A 17,773-nucleotide genomic window follows, 5' to 3' on the forward strand; every position below is an offset into this window, starting at 1 on the left:
ATTATGCCTAATCTAACCTTTTACGTTGGTACTTTCAAAGATCTTATCTGCAGATGCTGCAACAAATCCTGTGTAAAGCTCTCCAGAAGGCAGTGGGTAACGTAGTGCAAACTCATAAAAACAACTAGGTATAGTGAATTCACCATCACTAAATGTGGTTGTTGCAGAGTCGGCCATGGTTGAAGATTGTTCTAATAAAACCTCAGCCGAACCTTTAATTTCACCGCCTGAACTATTTAATACAAAACCAGATGTTTTTAGTTTTTCATTAACTTGTTCAATAGTTGTATATTGGCTAAGTTGATTGATGCTAACGGTAAAGTGGTTTGCTCGGTAACCCCAAGCAGCCATCCATGCAGCGTATTCACTTTCTTCTAATAACATTTGATATTCAGCATGGCTAATTTGCCAATGAGTGCCTGAATATAAAAAGTTGTCAGCGGTCACTGCATCTTCTGATACTTGCTCTACCATTTTATGAATAATGGTTTGTACTTTCTCAGGGAATTCTTCAACTAATAATTCACTAATAAATACTTTAGGTAATTCGGTATTTGGGTGTTCGTAGTGTTTGGCTTTTAATTTTTTGGCAACAAAATCATAATCGCCACAATCTTTATAACCTAGCGCTTCAAAATGAGCGGCTAGTTTTGCTAAGTTTACTTTACCAATATTAAAGGTACGTAATGCAATGTGGTCATTAATGACGTCTTTACCGTTTTGCTCACCTAACAGCGCGTGAATCTTGTCAGCTGAAGGGGTAACTGCTAGGTAATTTTGCCAAAGGTTATCAAAAAGTTGGTTAACATTGTTATGCATTATTTTGTTTCCTAAACAATGAAAGTTAAAAGGTAACTAAGTTACCTTTTAACTTCTGTAATGATTAATTAGATAGAAAGGCCTGGGTTTAGTGTTGCAGGCAGTTCGACTTCTTCAAGTTCCACAGAAGCAACTGGGTATGCACAATAATCAGCAGCATAATAAGCACTGGCTCTGTGATTACCACTTTGTCCAATGCCACCAAACGGAGCAGCACTGCTTGCTCCGGTAATAGGACGGTTCCAGTTAACAATACCAGCACGGATACGGCTTAAGAATCGGTCGTATAAAGCTGCATCATCACTTAATAAACCAGCAGATAAACCAAATGAAGTATCATTAGCAAGTTCAATTGCTTGGTCAAAAGTAGAGAATCGGAACACTTTTAATAATGGGCCAAAATGCTCATCATCTGGGAAGTTTTTGATATTCGTACAGTCGATGATACCCGGAGAAACAAAACCCGTTTCTTCTTTTAAATGTACTAGCTCAACGAGTATTTTACCGCCCATAGCGACCAGTTCTTGTTGAACAGCAACCATACCTATAGCTGCATTTTCAGAGATCATAGATCCCATAAATGGTTCGGTAGCGCCTTCAGCCAAAGAGTCTCCAACAACGATAGCTTTAGTTGATTCAATCAGCTTAGCTAATACCGCATCACCTTCAGGTCCAACTGGCAACATTAAACGACGAGCACAAGTACAACGTTGGCCGCTTGTTACAAATGCTGACTGGATAATGTCGTGAACAACTGCATTGGTATTACTTGCATTTGAAACAATTAGTGGATTATTACCACCCATTTCTAATGCTAAAATTTTACCGGGTTGTGCTGCAAATTGTTTATGCAATATGTGACCAGTGCCAGAGCTACCGGTAAAGAATAAACCATCAATTTGAGGATGATTTGCTAATGCTTTACCGGTCTCAACTTCACCTTGTACTAAGTTTAATACACCTGCAGGAATGCCTGCTTTTTCCCATAACTCAACCATAAGTTGAGCAAACATAGGTGTTAATTCGCTTGGTTTAAACACGACGGTGTTACCAGCGATTAATGCTGGCACTATGTGACCATTTGGTAAATGACCAGGGAAGTTGTAAGGCCCATAAATAGCCACTACGCCGTGTGGGCGGTGACGTAACATGGCTTTACCTACTGGCATTGCGTTTTCTTTGGTACCCGTACGTTCAAAGTAAGCCTTTTCTGAAATCGCAACTTTACCAATCATAGCGCCAATTTCTGTGCGGGTTTCCCATAAGGGTTTACCGGTTTCCATCGCAATGGCTAATGCCAATTGTTCTTTATACTCGCCTAATAATTCTGCGAATCGCTTTGCGATAGTTAAACGTTCTTCAACGGTTTTATCAGCCCAAGGTAAAAAAGCGGCTCGTGCGGCTAATACAGCGTCGTTCACTTGCTCAACTGTCGCTGACTTTGCTTGCCACAGAGGCTCATCAGTCGCAGGGTTTACAGATTCTAAATCATGTCCAAGACCGGCATGCCATTGACCATTAATAAATTGGCCATCGATAAATTTGTTTTCAGATTGAGTCATTGTTTTACTCTCTATATTAATTTAACTGCACGAACTTGCTTACCCGCTGAAACTTTTAATATTTCAGCTATTTCTTGGGTGATCTTAATGGTTTGCAAAGTTTCATCTAATTGTGCTATTACTGCCGTTGCTCGGAACAACTCAACTTCTAAGTTAGACAACATGATGTAGTCTTCACCTGTTAATTGGTCAACGATTTCAACGGTATATAATTCACTATTTTGTACACTGCGTATTTGTGATAAATCAGCTTCTACCGTAGGGCCAGCATCAAAAATATCCACATAACCTTTCCAACTAAACCCTTCAGATTTTAACAAGTTTAGAGCGGGAGCTGTATTTTCGTGAACTTTACCAATGACATCTTGTGCCGCTTGGGATAACAAGTTTACATATACCGGATATTTAGGCATTAACTCGGCGATAAATACTTTCTGGCCTATACCGGTTAGGTAATCTGCCGTTGGGAAGTCTAATGAGAAGAAGTTGTCTTCTAACCATTTCCAAAACGGTGAGTCGCCATTGTCATTTGATACACCACGCATTTCTGCGATAACCGTATCAGAAAAACGAGATTTATTTTGTGCTAAAAATAAAAAGCGACACTTACTTAATACTCGACCATTTATTCCTTGGCGATACGGCTCTCTAAGGAATAGGGTGCATAACTCAGATGCACCTGTGTAGTCATTACAAAGTGTCAGAATTTCAGCTGTGTTATAAACGTTTAATTCTCGGCTGTTGTGTACAACTTTACTTATATGGTAGTGATAAAACGCATCATTTAAACCAACAGAAGATTCGATGCCACTGGTACCCATTATTTTACCAGTTTCAGTATCTTCCATTACAAACAAGTAACCATGGTCACAAGGTGCGTCGCCGACGTCCTCTTTAAAAGATTTTTCAGCGTTATTTATTTTGTTTGCGATTAACTCTTCATTTACAGGTAATGAAGTAAAGCCATGGCCTGATTCAACTGCGATAGCGAGTAAATCTGCATAGTCTTTTTGTTGTATAGGACGCACTACAAACATGCCGTATTCCTTCTAGATAATAAAGCCAATGCTAGGCATTGGCTTTTTATTCATTGAATTAAATTATGCGTTTACTATTGCTGCAACGGCTGACTCAAAACGAGCTAACCCTTGTTCAATGTCTTCTAAAGGAATAACAAGAGATGGGGTAAATCTGATAACGCTTGCACCTGCAACTAAGATCATTAAACCTTGATCAACAGCGGCGTTTAAAAAGTCTTTAGCACGACCTTGGTAACTTTCAGTTAATTCAGCACCAATTAACAAACCTTCACCACGAATATCAGCAAACACGTTATATTTATCGTTAATGGCTTTTAATCCATCTTTAATGATAGCTTCACGTTGTTTTACACCGGCTAAAACTTCTGTTGTGTTAACTGTGTCAAATGCAGCTTCGGCAACGGCACATGCTAATGGGTTACCACCGTATGTTGAACCGTGAGTACCAATTTTTAAATGCGTTGCTAATTCAGTAGTTGTTAACATAGCGCCAATTGGGAAACCACCGCCAAGGGCTTTAGCCGTTGTTAAAATGTCTGGCGTAACACCTAGACCCATGTAAGCGTATAATTCACCTGTACGGCCAACACCAGTTTGAACTTCATCAAAAATCATAAGTGCATTGTGTTTGTCACAAAGGTCACGTACACCTTGCATAAATTCTTTAGTTGGAGAAATGATCCCACCTTCACCTTGAAGCGGTTCAAGCATAACTGCACAAGTGTTATCAGAGATAAGCGCTTCTAAGCTTGCTAAGTCATTGTATTCTGCGTGATCAATGTTACCAGGCTTAGGACCAAAACCATCAGAGTAAGCCGCTTGGCCACCAACAGTTACGGTAAAGAAAGTACGGCCGTGGAAACCTTTATTAAAGGCGATGATCTGTGATTTTTGCTCACCAAAGTTATCTAATGCCCAACGACGTGCAAGTTTAAGTGCTGCTTCGTTTGATTCTGCACCTGAGTTTGCAAAGTAAACTTTTTCGGCAAAAGTAGAGTTCACTAATTTCTCAGCTAAACGTAATGCAGGTTCATTAGTCATTACATTACTAAGGTGCCAAATTTTTTCACCTTGTTCTTTTAATGCTGCGACTAAGTTAGGGTGACAATGACCCAAACAATTTACGGCGATACCGCCAGCAAAGTCGATATATTCTTTATCATTTTGATCCCATACTCGAGAACCTAACCCTTTAACTGGAATTACTTGTGAAGGAGAATAGTTTGGAACCATTACTGAATCAAATAACGCTCTGTTTACTGTCATTTCTTAGTCCTTAATAGGTGTTGTCTTAAATATAGAGTAATACCAGTTACATTAATTTTAAGAGTTGGTTGGCATTTAATATCGCTGTTAAAATTAACATCATAATTAATGACGTTAACATCCACTCTTAATCACTTTAATGTAACGGCTTACATTACTTTTGACATGATAATTAGTACAAATTGAAGTGATTATTGCAGAAAAAATAACAGAAGTCTTCCCCTCAAAATGGTGTGGAATGCCTTTAAATTCGGGCGATTCAATATATTCTCGATAAATGTGAATAATTATGATGTTGTTTAAAATAGTTAGTTCAAACAATAAACAAAGGGAGATTACGCAGAATAGACTAGGGGTGAACTGGTTTGGTGATGGAATGGGCAACTTGTTGTAAATGCAAGATTTGCATAGTTGCCCACAAAAATTATTTTGAATATTTAATATTTGTTAGATTAACTTTATTTAATTCACCAATTACGGCGTTGCCAATCTTATAATTGGTCAAAAATATCTTAGCTTCATCAAGTTCAATCAAACGTGCTTTTTGCAATATTTTGTATTGTGAAAATGTACGGGCTTGCATTAATACTTGCGTCATTGGACTTGCTTGGTCAAAGGCAAGTTTGTCTTTAATTTCTTCTACAAACGGTGCAACAACTGCGTATTTCAAACCTAACTTTTCAAATACACGGTACGAGATTTGATTAGAGAATTTAGTTAATGCATCACTAATAAAGTTAGGATCTATTTCTAAACCGTTTAACACGGTTTCTATATCACGACGTCCATTTTTAAGGGCATCTTTCATTTGTGCTACACGTACAGTATCAAAAGCACGTAGGTATAAACGTAAAGCTAATGACGTACCGATAGCATGGAATAAACCTAAGAAAAAGGCGACCACTTCATTAAGCTGGTAATACCTTGCTAGCTGTCTTGAACAATTAGCAGTGGCAACCACATACTGCCAATAACGACCTTTGAAGGTGTTATATGGTTCAGTGCTGTGAGGTAAGAAATGTTGAGCAACCTGTGATAAAACAACTAATTTAGTGTTATCTAACCCCACGTAACGTATTGCTAAACCAAGGTTTTCAACTTTTGGTTTTATCGACTTAGCTTCGCGAAAAGGCGGGTTGTTGATGGTTTCTATAAAGTTGGTATTTAACCACGGGATTCTGGCAATAATCTGTTCAAAATGACTCGCTCCTGCTGCTTTGGCAGCACAAGCATCAAATAACTTTGGGATTTCAGGCTCAAATTGTAATAACTCGGTAAAGATATAATCAGGATCAGCAACACGTTGTTCTAAATAGGTGAATAAGTTTTCATGGAAATACTCACTTACGTAAACTTTAAATTCTTGTTTAGTTGCTTGTTGTTTTAATTTTTTCTCACGAGCTTTTTCTTCAATGTCTAATAATGAACGAGTTGAACTTTGTTTTAATTCATCACGATTAAACCCTAATCGAGACATAGCAAAGTCATCAGATAACAGTAAATCCATAAATCTAGATTCTACAAAAGACGCTGTTTTTTGATAATTAGGGTTATTCATATAATAATATTGTTCAGTTTAAGATATTTAATTTAAAACAAGTACATAGATTCTATTGAAATTTGATCAATATGCCAGAAAATTTGCTAATAATTTATGGCCAAATTGCGTCAGTACCGATTCAGGATGAAACTGCACGCCCACTACGGGGTAGCCTTTTAACTTCAAAGCCATGAGTTCATGTTTATTATTATTTTGATCACAACTCCAAGCCGTTGCTTGAATTTGATCTGGTAACGTATTTTCATCAACAATTAGAGAATGATAACGAGTAACCGTAAATGGGTTGTCAATTCCTGCAAAAATATTACTTTGTGAATGCATGATATTAGAGGTTTTTCCATGCATCACTTTGTCTGCTTTGGAAACCACCGCCCCAAATGCTTGTGCGATAGCTTGATGACCTAGACACACACCCAGTATCGGCACATGTTTATAAAACTGAAGAATAATATCCTTCGATAAACCGGCTTGTTCTGGTGTACCTGGACCTGGTGATATAACGATATGATTAGGTTTTAGTTGTTTAATCTGATCAATCGTAATTTCATCATTTCGTTTTACGACAACATCTTGTCCCAATGTCCTAAAATATTGCACTAAGGTATAGGTGAAAGAGTCGTAGTTATCAATCATTAACAGCATAAAGTAATCTACAAAATATAAAAGGGCTGTTGTAGTGACCATCTATATAAGATGGTCATGAAAAACATATTTATGGCGTTACAAAACCAATTGCATCATAAACAGCCTTTAAAGTTTTTTCTGCTTTAGCTGATGCTTTTTCTGCACCAAGCGTCATTATTTTGCTTAGTTCAGTTTGATCATCTCTAATTTGATAAAAACGTTGCTGAATAGGTTCTATCATAGAGACTACCGCATCTGCTGTATCTTTCTTTAAATGACCATACATTTTATCTTCGTATTCAGGCACTAAGTCTGCAATTGACTTCCCAGTTGCAACACTTAGCAGTGTTAACAAGTTTGATACACCTGGCTTTTCTTCACGGTCAAAGTAGATACGAGCTTGCTCGTCTGAATCCGTAACGGCTTTTTTTAGTTTTTTCTCAATTTTCTTTGGTTCGTCTAATAACATGATAAAGCCATTCGGATTTTCATCTGACTTAGACATTTTTTTAGTTGGCTCTTGTAGGCTCATTACTCGTGCGCCAAACTCTGGAATGTAAGGTTCAGGCACCGTAAATACATCACCATGAATATTGTTAAAGCGGGTAGCGATGTCACGAGTTAACTCTAAATGTTGTTTTTGATCTTCGCCTACAGGAACTTTATCCGCTTGATATAAAAGAATATCGGCCGCTTGCAAAACAGGGTAGGAAAATAAACCTACATTGATATTGTTTTGGTTTTTAGCTGATTTGTCTTTAAATTGCGTCATACGATTTAATTCGCCCATTTGCGAATAACAACTTAACGCCCATGCTAATTGCGCATGTTCTTTTACTTGAGATTGCACAAACAAGGCTGATTTAGTTGGGTCAATACCGCACGCTGTGTATAACGCGATACCGTCCAAAGTACGCTCACGTAAAGTTTTAGGGTCTTGACGTACGGTTATTGCATGTAAGTCTGCAAGCATAAAAAAACAGTCATGATCTTGTTGTAACGTTAACCATTGGTTAATTGCGCCAATATAGTTACCAATTGTCATCCCGCCGGTGGTTTGGATCCCACTTAAAACTGTCTGTGTCATAACTGTCTCATCATCTAAAACTTGTAATTACTATGGTTGGCGTTTATCTAAACTGACTTTAGTTACGCCGAAAAGTGCGACATTGTAACGTGAAAATGTACATGCGCAATCTAGCAAGGCACTTTATTTGTTATATCTAATCGTTAAGTTGCAAAAATGCCTGTTCAATGGCTTGTTTTCGGTTTTCTTGATTAAAAATGGCAGAGCCCATTACAAAAGTGTCCGCTCCAGCCTGTTGTATCTGTTTGATGTTGTTTTGATTGACGCCCCCATCAACGGATATACGAATGTTTTTATCATGTTTTAACGCTAATGCTCTGACTCGTTTAATCTTATCTAATGAACTTGGAATAAATGATTGGCCACCAAATCCCGGATTAACCGACATAATTAACACCATATCTAACTCTTCAATACATTCTTCTAATACGGTGATTGGTGTAGCTGGATTTAATACGAGTCCAACTTGGCAGCCTAACTGTTTCACTAAGCTAATTGAACGATGGATATGTTTGGAGGCTTCTGGATGAAAACTAATTGATGTCGCGCCCGCCTTCGCAAACTGTTCAATCATTGTATCAACAGGCTCAACCATTAAATGAACATCTATTGGCGCTGTAATACCGTGTTCCCTAAGCGCAGAACAAATCATCGAACCAAAGGTTAAATTAGGCACGTAATGATTATCCATGACATCAAAATGAACCCATTGGCAGCCGCCAGCCAATACTTCATTTACTTCATCGCCTAATTTAGCGAAATCAGCGGACAATATAGACGGAGCGATAATTGGTTTGTTGTACATTTTAACGTCTCTTATAATTTATGTATGTAAGCACCATGTTGGGGCGTTATAATGCACCAACTTGTGAATATTAAGGTAAAATAAATCCCACACTCAAAAAAATATAACAATATCAATGATATATAATTCGGCATGTATGTTGAATTGGTATTAACAACTACAACACAAAAAAACTACAATAATTTCAGGATTAACAACATGAAAAATAACATGAAAAAAACACTTTTAGCTACCTTATTAGGTGCGACTACACTAGTTTCTTCAGTTGCACATGCAGAATTGTCTGCTAATGCATCAGTTGTATCTAATTACCTTTGGCGTGGTTTAGAACAAGCTGATGGTGGTCCAGCGGTTCAAGGTGGTCTTGATTACTCAAATGAGTCTGGTTTTTATGCTGGAACTTGGGCTTCAAATGTTGATTTTGGTGGCGACGCAAAAATTGAATTAGACCTTTATGGTGGTTACACAGGTTCGTTAAACGATAAGATAGAATTTGATGTTGGTTACGTTTTATTCGCATACCCAGGTGGTGAAGATGGACTTAACTTTGGTGAGTTATACGGTAACTTCTCAATGGATGCATTAACGGTTGGTATTGCTGTATTAGCTAATGCAACGGGTGCTGACTTTGGTGATAGCCTGTATCTTTCTGCTGATTATGCCATTCCTTTATCAAATGATTTTGAATTAGGTCTTCATATTGGGTCTTACAGCGGTGACTTCTCTTCTGACACTATCGATATTGGCGCAACAATCGCAAAAGATTCTTGGGCAGTAGGTGTATCTAAAGTTGATGAAGGCGATGATGAAATTAAATTGTATGCAAGTTACGCATGGGATTTTGCTCTTTAATTACTGATGTAATTATTGATAAGTGCCGACCTAGTGTCGGCATTTTTGTTTGTGCAGCTTTATCAAAACTAAAAAATACGGACTATGCTTATCATTCTTAGAACGCTGTTTTGGAGATGTCATGAACCCCAATAATATTTTAGAGTCCGTTATAAAGTTACGCTCAGAGCTTGAGGTAACCGATGATATTGAGCCAGAAGTTTTAGAGCAATTAGAGTTATTTCACCGAGACATACAGAGTAAGATTAACTCCAATGAGTTAAAAGCCGAAGAAACCATTTTTGAACAATTACTAGAAATGGAAACTAACTTTGCTACTAACCATCCTGTTTTGGAAAAGTTAACTCGTGATGTTATTGATAGATTGTCGTTAATGGGGATTTGATTTCCCCATTTTTAATTATCAGTTGTCTAGATAATAGGCAGTTAATGAATAAAAACGATCTTTCTCCTGTACTGCCCTTTAATTCTGTCATATCGTCCATATCTCTTTTTGTAGCAATATATAGATAGCATTAAGTAGTTATGGACTTTTCTGCCTTAAATAAATCTGCCGCAAATTCTTTCAACCAACAAAAATCTTTAATTAAAAAGGTTTTGGCTGGTAAAAAAGTTAAGTGTAATAACTGTAATACGTTAATAAGCGTACATACGGGTGCAGATAGTGTAATGATAAAGTGTGAAAAAGATTGCACAGACATAAAGCTTGATGCTGAATTACTTAAATAAAAATTTGAGTCAGGAAAACTGACCAGGAACACATTGGAGAATAAAATATGGCCGTTAACTTTCAGGCTTTACATAAAGAAACGCATAATAAGATCAAAGTAAAACCAGTTCAATCTGTAGAAGATTTAGCAACACAACACGCATTAGGTGTTGTTGTACAAGAGTTTGCTTTAGCGGGTAATCAATACCCAATTGTATTTGTTAAAGAAAAAGATAAAGAAACATTTTTCCCAGTTGCTATTTTAGGTCTTGAGCCACAAACAAACTTGTTTGTTAGTGCAGACAACAAATGGGAAGGTATGTACATGCCAGCTCGTTATACTCATAAGCCATTCTCAGTGATCCCTAGTAAAGAAGATGCTAACTTGTTTGGTATCGCTATTAATATGGACAGCGAAATCGTTTCTGAAGAAGAAGGCCAAGCGCTTTTCAAAGAAGACGGTGAAGAAACAGAATACTTAGCAAGCCGTAAAAAGTCGTTAATTTCTTATGTTGAACATGAGCAAATTACCAAAGCGTTTATTGAAGAGCTAACTAAGTTTGACCTTCTACATGCACAAAACATTAATGTTAAAGTGGGTGAGCAAGAGTTTAACTTAAATGGTTTGTTTATCGTTGATGAGAAAAAACTATCTGCGCTTTCTGACGAAGATTTCTTAAGCTTACGTAAACGTGGTTTCTTAGGTCCTATCTACGCTCATTTAGGTTCTATGCATCAAGTAAATAACTTGATTCAAAAACAAGCTGCTAGAACAAAAGCCGCTGAAACTAAATAAGTTTATATTTCTTTATTAAGAAAAAAATATAAAAAAACCTCATTTTAGAATTTCTAATATGAGGTTTTTTTTGATTTAAATTTTATTCAGTAACTGGTTAGAAATAACTACCAAATAATATGTTCCACTCAGTGAACGTAAAGTGCTGAGACGCTTTGTCAGCGGTGAATTTGGTGGTTCTGATATCTTGCATATCAATGTAACCAAATTTTAATTCTGAACGAAAAAATAGTTTGTTATAGCTAAACTCTATGCCAGCTTTTACATGTGTGCCCCAACCAGCAAAGTGAAACTGATCGTGACGATCGTTACCAAGAATAGTTGCATTGGTTCTAGGTAACATACCTCCGACACCAGCCCCTAAAATTCTAGAAATGCGGAAGCTCGGCGTTACGGCATGTAATTCGTCAAAGCGATTCAGTTCGATATTGATATAGTTCAAGCCGTCAGTATGTTCAAAAGCTAATAACGTTGGTACACCAAGTTTGTGATCATCGTTTGGTTCACCTCGGTTTCCTAAATAAACGCCTTCATTGTTATAAGTGCCGTCATGAATACTACCAACATTGATGTAACCGTCTATTTGGGCTGTTTGCTCTTGATCCATTACGTATTTCATATGGTCTACACCAAAAGAAATCGCATAATGATCAGCAATAAAATAACCAACTTTAAAGTTAGTTTGAGGCAAAGTCATACCAAGTGGATTTAGGTAAGGGTGAATACCAACCGCAGACGGTCGGTCTGATGCTGTCATATCATTAATAGTAAAGTCGTAATTCTCACCTCTAAAATGAACGTCAGATTTTGAGTAATACCCACGATTCCAACCCCAGAACGCATAAAATGACCCTTTTTCATGAATACCGACTTCTTTTTCTTCGGCGATAAGGTTGGTTGACATGGTCATACCCAAAACAATAAGACTTATACTAGAAAAAACTCTAAACACATTAAACTCCACTTAATTTTAAAAGTTTAAAATTAACGTTAAATAGCAACATTAAAATTAGGTGCGTATGCTAACTTATTTTGAGAAAAGTGGATATAGGGTATTTACTCGAAATTGTTTAAAAATGTATCTATTTTTCTTCGTTAGATTTAATAATTAATAGCTTGCCTACGTTTTAATCCCATAAATTTATTACTATCTCAGCTTTAATTGCTCTCAAGTGCAGAGCAGACGGTAAAAGGTATTTCACTTTCATAAACGGCAATCCTACATACACAGAGCCTTTGTTGTTATTAATCCACAATTATTTTAAGGGGGTTACCAAATAAAATTGATAAAAATAGAGTGATTGATCAAATTTCAATCATTTGGTTGTTAATGATAATGATTCTCATTTACTTGTTGTGTTTTATTCATTACTCTTAACAAAAGTCATAACAACTTAACTTGGAAATTCGAATCATGGATCACAACAAATCAAATCCAAAACGAGCACTTGGTGCTCAAGCTGTTGCAGCCGCTCTTGCTATCACTAGCCCATTTTTATATGCAGAACAAGCTAATAGCAGTGATGTAGAAAAGGCATGTGCTGATAAAAATGATGTTAAATGCGAAATTAACCAAACTGAAGAAGCGATGGAAAAAATTCGCGTTCATGGCGTAAGAAGCTCAGTTTATTTAAGTGATGAGTCTGGCGATGTTCGTCGTATCGCTGCATTAGTTGATACGCCTCAGGTTATTACTGTTCTAACACAAGACCAAATTTTAGAAGCGGGCAAAACTGACCTTAAAGATATTTTGTCAGCGCAAGCTGGTGTGACTTTAGGTACGGGTGAAAATGGTAATGCATTTGGTGACCGTTACATCATTCGTGGTCACGAAGCGCGTAGTGACGTATTTGTTGATGGATTACGTGATCCAGGTATGAGTACTCGTGAAAGTTTTGCTACAGAACGAGTTGAGATCACTAAAGGTCCTAGCTCAACGTTTGCTGGACGTGGTTCATCAGGTGGTGCAGTAAATAGTGTTACTAAAAAAGCCTCTGTTGCTTATAACCTAGGGCGTGTAGAAGCCGGCTTAGGTACGGATGATTACTCACGTGTAACGTTAGATTACAACTTGCCGCTTTCTGATATCGCCGCGGTACGTATTAATGCATTAACTTCTGGTAAAGATAAACCTGGCCGTGAAGGCATATCGAGCGACAGAGATGGTTTACAGTTGTCAGGTGTTTATTTACCAACACAAAAACTGTCTTTCACTGCTGATGGCTATTATTTAGACGCTAAAGATGTATCTGACTTAGGCAGCTACTTTAACCGAGATACACGTAAACCTTTTGCAGATATCCCGGTTTATGCACAGGATTCAGATTTCTTATCTTCTGAAGTAAAAACATTTACTTTAAGAACAGAATACGAAGTAAGCGATAATGTTACTGTTTACAACGCAACACGTATTGGTGAAACTGAAAATGGTTACATTACAACAGGCGCAAGTGGTACAACTAGAGCGGATTCAGACCCATTTGCACCAGGTGTTGCGACAATCAGCTTAAGTACACACCAAGGTAATCAAAATGTTGAGTACATGAGTTCTCAGTTTAATTTATTTTGGAATACAGAATTATTAGGCTTACAAAACAACTTTGTATTTGGTGCTGAGTTTACTGATGAGAATGTAAGTAACGGTGTTTACGACATTGAAAGTAACAACCCAACTAACTGTGTAACCAGTGGCCGTCGTGGTGATGCTCCAAACTACTGTATTATCGATGGCAACGGTGATGTTGTAAGTAATATTGGCCAGTTAATGGGTAGAACTTATGTTGATGATTATGACGACGCGGTTATGAACATCGAGACGGTTTCTATTTACATGATGGATACAGTTAAATTAAATCCACAACTAGACCTTTATTATGGTGCTCGTGTAGACAGTTTTGATTATAGCAATGACACACAAAGACAGGGAACTGTTACCGCGTACGAATACTCAGATACTATGTACAACGGCAACATTGGTTTAATTTATGATCTGTCGGAAGATGTTAATGTTTATGCAAACTACAGTACTGCAACAAACATTAATGGTGGTGAGTCAGATTTAGGTGCAAGTTGTGGTTATGGTGGTGTTTGTGGTTCGGTTGATCAAGTTCCAGATTCGGATCCTGAACGTGTAGAAAATATTGAACTTGGCACCAAGTTTATGGCGTTTGATGATAAGTTTATGTTCACTGCTTCTGTATTCCAAATCACCAAGAGTGACGTTATGGAAAGTGTTGGTGACGATGACTATGCAACATTAGGCACGTTAAATACCGGTGAAAATAAAGTTAAAGGTATTGAAGTTGGTTTTGTTGGTGATATTACCGAACAATTAAGTGTTCAATTCTCTGCAACGGCTATGGATTCAGAAGTAACAGAGTCAATAAACGAGACCAGCATTGGCTTAGCATTGAGTAACTTTGCTGAAAACAGTGTTTATTTACAACTAAGATATGAAATTAACGACAAGTTTGTAGTCGGTGGTGATTATGCTTATCAAAGTGAAATGTATGCCGGTCAGCCAGATACAGCGGCTGGTTACGATTTTACAAACAACCAGTACAGCATTGTCGTACCTGATTATCAAGTTGTTAACTTATTTGCTAACTATTATGCAACTGATGCGTTAACGTTTAGATTAAATATTGGCAATGCCTTTGATGAAACATATTATACTGCCGCATATCGCAGTGGTGCATTTATGTATTTAGGTAATGCAGCGAGTACTAAACTAACCGCAACTTACGAGTTTTAACGATAGAGAGACAGCATGATTGTTATTGAACCTTTAATTTCTGCCCAAGACGTTAGCTACTTTCGTCAACAGTTATCTGAATTGCCTTGGCAAGATGGAACTAATACTGCAATGGGCATGGCGTCATCGGTGAAAAATAACAATCAAGCTGATAGTTCTGATGCCAAAGTTCGCCAACTCTCAAATGAGTTGTTGGCGAAACTTGGTCAACATCCCACATTAATTTCTGCGGCGCTACCGCATAAAATATTCCCACCTGTTTTTAACCTTTACAGCGAAAGCCAAGAATATGGGTACCATGTAGATGCCGCCATTATGCGAATTCCTGGTACACAAGAAGTATTACGCAGTGATATTTCAATGACTGTATTTTTGAATGACCCTAACGAATATGAAGGTGGTGAACTTGTTATTTCCACTGAATTTGGCGAACAACAAGTTAAATTGCCAGCAGGGCATGCGGTTGTTTATCCGTCGAGCAGCTTACACAAAGTGAATGCGGTTACTTCAGGTCAACGTGTTGCAGCCATTACGTGGATGCAAAGTATGATAGCGGATACCAGTTTAAGACAAACCTTGTACCAATTGGATCGCAGCATTCAAAACTTAATCGCAGATGAGAATACCAGCAGAGCAGAGTTAGACCGTTTACATAATGTATATCACAACTTAATCCGCCAGTTTTCTCAACTAGGGTAAAGCTAAGCGTTAGTGAATAAGCTTGATTTATAAAGGTTAATAAACAATTTTGTGCGTATTTCCGATAAAGTTGCGTATGATAAGTTAGTGTTATTAATCAGACTTAACTAACAGTAACTAGGATTTAGTGACTATGCATTCGCACTCTTCTCATGAAGGTCATCACCATCATCACGACCACAGTGATAAATCATCCTCCCAAATAACATGGGCATTTTTCCTTAATTTTACATTTACTATTATTGAATTTATTGGCGGTTACCTTACTAACAGTACTGCTATTATGGCCGATGCTGTGCATGACTTAGGTGATACGTTATCCATAGGTAGTGCTTGGCTGTTAAATAAATTAGGTAATAAAAAAGCCAATGAATCATATAGTTATGGTTTTAAACGTTTTTCTTTACTGGGGGCTTTATTAAATGGCGTGATCTTAATCATAGGTTCTACTTGGGTATTGATTGAATCTGTATCTCGGTTGTTTGATCCTCAAATGCCAATGGCTGAAGGCATGTTCTTTTTAGCGTTGTTAGGTATTTCCGTTAACGGTTATGCAGCATATCGATTAAGCAGCGGTAAATCATTAAACGAAAAAATGCTGAATTGGCATTTAATCGAAGATGTTCTTGGATGGGTTGCCGTTTTAATTGTTTCTGTGGTGTTGATGTTTGTTGAGTGGCCGTTATTAGACCCTATTTTATCAATCGCGTTTACCCTGTTTATTTTGTTTAATGTGGTTAAGTATTTACGCAGTACTTTTACGTTATTTTTTCAAGCCACGCCTGATCAAAAGCTACTTAATGATATTCAAACGGAACTAACTCGTGATGAATTAGTTGTGAATACACATCATCTGCATTTATGGTCGTTAGATGGTGAACAACACGTATTAACGGCTCACTTAGAATTATCACAAATGGTTGAGGCCAATAAACTGTTTACTTTAAAACAAGAGATTGCGGCTAATCTTGCACCATTTAACTTGGCGCATACCACTATAGAGTTCGAGTTCCCTGATGAGCAATGCAGAGATGAAATGGTAAGTGACTCAGAACACGAACACCACGAGCATCATTCACACAGTCATTAATGACTGTGTGAATGCTCATTTGATTGACAAGAAGAGACTAGCCTGTGTGTTTTATTGTTTATCAACAGGGGCGGCCATTTGTTCCAATGGCTGAATTTTCACTTTCCGATTACCGCCCAATTCAGAATATAACATCGCAGTAATGATCAAGCCTGCGCCCAACCAACCTTGTACTCCCAAATGCTCAGACAATATAAAGTAAGCTGAAACGTGTGCAAAAATAGGCTCTAAAGCAAATACCAAGGCTATTTTGTGTGGCTCTATCAAACGTTGACTCGAGGTTTGCACCCAATAAGCAAAGGCACTAGATAACACTCCAGAATACACTATGGCAGCAATAACTCTAGGTTCTGATATTTGTTGCCAGATGCTAGCGTACTGTTCATATCGTCCAATACTATTTTCAACAAACGCGGTAAAAATACAATACACGGCCACTGCGCCTAATTGAACAATGCTAAAACGTATTACAGGGAATTGATGGCTGTATTTAGCCATAAAAGAAATATGCACGGCGTAACAAGTGGCACCAAGAGCAACCAGAATATCACCTTTATTGATAGTGAGATTATCGCCTATGGTTAAAAAGTATAAACCGGATGTCGCTAGAACGACAGAGACCCAAACCTCAAATCCAACTTTGTTTCGATATAACAAATAGCCAATAAGTGGAACCAAAGGCACACATAAACCAGTGATAAACCCTGTATTTGAAACGCTAGTGTAATTAAGTCCTTCGGTTTGCAAAGTAAAACCTAAAAACAATAATGAACCTAAGCCAAATCCGGATTTAAACAAACGGGTACGTTGATAATTTTCAGTGCTGGTTTTTTTACCTGTGATAAACCAAAGTGGTAATAATACTAAAGCAGCCAGACTGAATCTAAATGCATTAAAAACACTTGTTGGCATAATATTGATGGCATCATCAATAACAACAAAACCTAAACCCCAAATGGCATTTACTGCCACTAACGCCCAAAAGGCCATTCTTTTAGTTTGTATCAATGTGGTGTTCTCTTAAAAAATATACTTCGATAATGCTGATAAGCTTTGACCCTAATTAGGATATTTGAAATACTGAGGTCAGATCTTAAATCAGCTTTGGT

The 17,773-nt window shown here is 37.4% G+C and carries 17 protein-coding genes; 7 read left to right on the forward strand and 10 right to left on the reverse strand.

The genetic code is table 11. The features are described 5' to 3' along the window. Positions 1-12: 12 nt before the first annotated feature. From RT723_RS14280 to rpe, 8 genes are all read right to left on the reverse strand, one after another. The gene (locus tag RT723_RS14280) at positions 13-819 is read right to left on the reverse strand and encodes a DUF1338 domain-containing protein (protein WP_216054587.1); all 807 of its coding nucleotides are present in this window, start codon (positions 817-819) and stop codon (positions 13-15) included. A 68-nt stretch (positions 820-887) separates the two neighbouring features. Beyond that, complete coding sequence (gene astD / locus RT723_RS14285) at positions 888-2,381, reverse strand: succinylglutamate-semialdehyde dehydrogenase (RefSeq protein WP_315947747.1); 1,494 nt, start codon at positions 2,379-2,381, stop codon at positions 888-890. A gap of 11 nt (positions 2,382-2,392) precedes the next feature. Continuing rightward, positions 2,393-3,418: an arginine N-succinyltransferase gene (gene astA, locus RT723_RS14290; protein ID WP_315947748.1), complete on the reverse strand. Its 1,026-nt coding sequence runs from the start codon at positions 3,416-3,418 to the stop codon at positions 2,393-2,395. A gap of 63 nt (positions 3,419-3,481) precedes the next feature. Further along, positions 3,482-4,687, reverse strand: a complete 1,206-nt coding sequence (locus tag RT723_RS14295; RefSeq protein WP_315947749.1) for an aspartate aminotransferase family protein — start codon at positions 4,685-4,687, stop codon at positions 3,482-3,484. A 424-nt stretch (positions 4,688-5,111) separates the two neighbouring features. Beyond that, positions 5,112-6,245, reverse strand: a complete 1,134-nt coding sequence (locus RT723_RS14300; RefSeq protein WP_216054591.1) for an HDOD domain-containing protein — start codon at positions 6,243-6,245, stop codon at positions 5,112-5,114. Between the two features lie 66 nt (positions 6,246-6,311). Continuing rightward, complete coding sequence (locus tag RT723_RS14305) at positions 6,312-6,890, reverse strand: anthranilate synthase component II (protein ID WP_315947750.1); 579 nt, start codon at positions 6,888-6,890, stop codon at positions 6,312-6,314. 70 nt (positions 6,891-6,960) lie between these two features. Further along, the gene (gene trpS, locus RT723_RS14310; RefSeq protein WP_216054593.1) at positions 6,961-7,959 is read right to left on the reverse strand and encodes a tryptophan--tRNA ligase; all 999 of its coding nucleotides are present in this window, start codon (positions 7,957-7,959) and stop codon (positions 6,961-6,963) included. A 136-nt stretch (positions 7,960-8,095) separates the two neighbouring features. Further along, positions 8,096-8,764 (reverse strand): ribulose-phosphate 3-epimerase, encoded by a 669-nt coding sequence (rpe, locus tag RT723_RS14315; protein ID WP_315947751.1) that lies wholly within the window; start codon positions 8,762-8,764, stop codon positions 8,096-8,098. 210 nt (positions 8,765-8,974) lie between these two features. On the opposite strand from rpe, the gene RT723_RS14320 reads away from it, so the two are divergent. The 4 genes from RT723_RS14320 (at position 8,975) to RT723_RS14335 (ending at position 11,121) form a co-directional block, all read left to right on the forward strand. Further along, entirely contained in the window at positions 8,975-9,616 is a 642-nt protein-coding gene (locus RT723_RS14320) for a TorF family putative porin (RefSeq protein WP_315947752.1), read from the forward strand. A 121-nt stretch (positions 9,617-9,737) separates the two neighbouring features. Then, complete coding sequence (locus RT723_RS14325; RefSeq protein ID WP_216054595.1) at positions 9,738-10,001, forward strand: DUF4404 family protein; 264 nt, start codon at positions 9,738-9,740, stop codon at positions 9,999-10,001. Positions 10,002-10,141: 140 nt separating this feature from the next. After that, on the forward strand, positions 10,142-10,345 hold the full coding sequence (locus RT723_RS14330; RefSeq protein WP_315947753.1) for a hypothetical protein: 204 nt from the start codon (positions 10,142-10,144) through the stop codon (positions 10,343-10,345). Between the two features lie 47 nt (positions 10,346-10,392). Then, complete coding sequence (locus RT723_RS14335) at positions 10,393-11,121, forward strand: SapC family protein (protein WP_216054596.1); 729 nt, start codon at positions 10,393-10,395, stop codon at positions 11,119-11,121. A 97-nt stretch (positions 11,122-11,218) separates the two neighbouring features. Here RT723_RS14335 and RT723_RS14340 read toward each other — a convergent pair whose 3' ends face one another. Beyond that, complete coding sequence (locus RT723_RS14340) at positions 11,219-12,025, reverse strand: hypothetical protein (RefSeq protein ID WP_216054597.1); 807 nt, start codon at positions 12,023-12,025, stop codon at positions 11,219-11,221. Between the two features lie 510 nt (positions 12,026-12,535). Here RT723_RS14340 and RT723_RS14345 point away from each other — a divergent pair. From RT723_RS14345 to RT723_RS14355, 3 genes are all read left to right on the forward strand, one after another. Continuing rightward, complete coding sequence (locus tag RT723_RS14345) at positions 12,536-14,875, forward strand: TonB-dependent receptor (RefSeq protein ID WP_216054598.1); 2,340 nt, start codon at positions 12,536-12,538, stop codon at positions 14,873-14,875. A 15-nt stretch (positions 14,876-14,890) separates the two neighbouring features. After that, positions 14,891-15,574 carry a Fe2+-dependent dioxygenase gene (locus RT723_RS14350; RefSeq protein WP_315947757.1) on the forward strand — a complete coding sequence of 228 codons (684 nt, stop codon included), beginning with the start codon at positions 14,891-14,893 and terminating at the stop codon, positions 15,572-15,574. 133 nt (positions 15,575-15,707) lie between these two features. Next, complete coding sequence (locus tag RT723_RS14355) at positions 15,708-16,664, forward strand: cation diffusion facilitator family transporter (RefSeq protein WP_315947758.1); 957 nt, start codon at positions 15,708-15,710, stop codon at positions 16,662-16,664. 51 nt (positions 16,665-16,715) lie between these two features. Here the strand turns inward: RT723_RS14355 and RT723_RS14360 are convergent, their stop codons facing one another. Further along, positions 16,716-17,672: a DMT family transporter gene (locus tag RT723_RS14360; RefSeq protein ID WP_315947759.1), complete on the reverse strand. Its 957-nt coding sequence runs from the start codon at positions 17,670-17,672 to the stop codon at positions 16,716-16,718. Between the last annotated feature and the right edge of the window lie 101 nt (positions 17,673-17,773).

Origin of the sequence: Psychrosphaera aquimarina (assembly GCF_032461525.1) — a bacterium.
In the GTDB taxonomy this organism is placed as follows: domain Bacteria; phylum Pseudomonadota; class Gammaproteobacteria; order Enterobacterales; family Alteromonadaceae; genus Psychrosphaera; species Psychrosphaera aquimarina.

What these genes read in the sequence shown, in the direction of transcription:
- RT723_RS14280 (WP_216054587.1), bottom strand. Translation starts at nt 819, where the DNA reads ATGCATAACAATGTTAACCAACTTTTTGATAACCTTTGGCAAAATTAC.
- astD (WP_315947747.1), bottom strand. Translation starts at nt 2,381, where the DNA reads ATGACTCAATCTGAAAACAAATTTATCGATGGCCAATTTATTAATGGT.
- astA (WP_315947748.1), bottom strand. Translation starts at nt 3,418, where the DNA reads ATGTTTGTAGTGCGTCCTATACAACAAAAAGACTATGCAGATTTACTC.
- RT723_RS14295 (WP_315947749.1), bottom strand. Translation starts at nt 4,687, where the DNA reads ATGACAGTAAACAGAGCGTTATTTGATTCAGTAATGGTTCCAAACTAT.
- RT723_RS14300 (WP_216054591.1), bottom strand. Translation starts at nt 6,245, where the DNA reads ATGAATAACCCTAATTATCAAAAAACAGCGTCTTTTGTAGAATCTAGA.
- RT723_RS14305 (WP_315947750.1), bottom strand. Translation starts at nt 6,890, where the DNA reads ATGCTGTTAATGATTGATAACTACGACTCTTTCACCTATACCTTAGTG.
- trpS (WP_216054593.1), bottom strand. Translation starts at nt 7,959, where the DNA reads ATGACACAGACAGTTTTAAGTGGGATCCAAACCACCGGCGGGATGACA.
- rpe (WP_315947751.1), bottom strand. Translation starts at nt 8,764, where the DNA reads ATGTACAACAAACCAATTATCGCTCCGTCTATATTGTCCGCTGATTTC.
- RT723_RS14320 (WP_315947752.1), top strand. Translation starts at nt 8,975, where the DNA reads ATGAAAAAAACACTTTTAGCTACCTTATTAGGTGCGACTACACTAGTT.
- RT723_RS14325 (WP_216054595.1), top strand. Translation starts at nt 9,738, where the DNA reads ATGAACCCCAATAATATTTTAGAGTCCGTTATAAAGTTACGCTCAGAG.
- RT723_RS14330 (WP_315947753.1), top strand. Translation starts at nt 10,142, where the DNA reads ATGGACTTTTCTGCCTTAAATAAATCTGCCGCAAATTCTTTCAACCAA.
- RT723_RS14335 (WP_216054596.1), top strand. Translation starts at nt 10,393, where the DNA reads ATGGCCGTTAACTTTCAGGCTTTACATAAAGAAACGCATAATAAGATC.
- RT723_RS14340 (WP_216054597.1), bottom strand. Translation starts at nt 12,025, where the DNA reads ATGTCAACCAACCTTATCGCCGAAGAAAAAGAAGTCGGTATTCATGAA.
- RT723_RS14345 (WP_216054598.1), top strand. Translation starts at nt 12,536, where the DNA reads ATGGATCACAACAAATCAAATCCAAAACGAGCACTTGGTGCTCAAGCT.
- RT723_RS14350 (WP_315947757.1), top strand. Translation starts at nt 14,891, where the DNA reads ATGATTGTTATTGAACCTTTAATTTCTGCCCAAGACGTTAGCTACTTT.
- RT723_RS14355 (WP_315947758.1), top strand. Translation starts at nt 15,708, where the DNA reads ATGCATTCGCACTCTTCTCATGAAGGTCATCACCATCATCACGACCAC.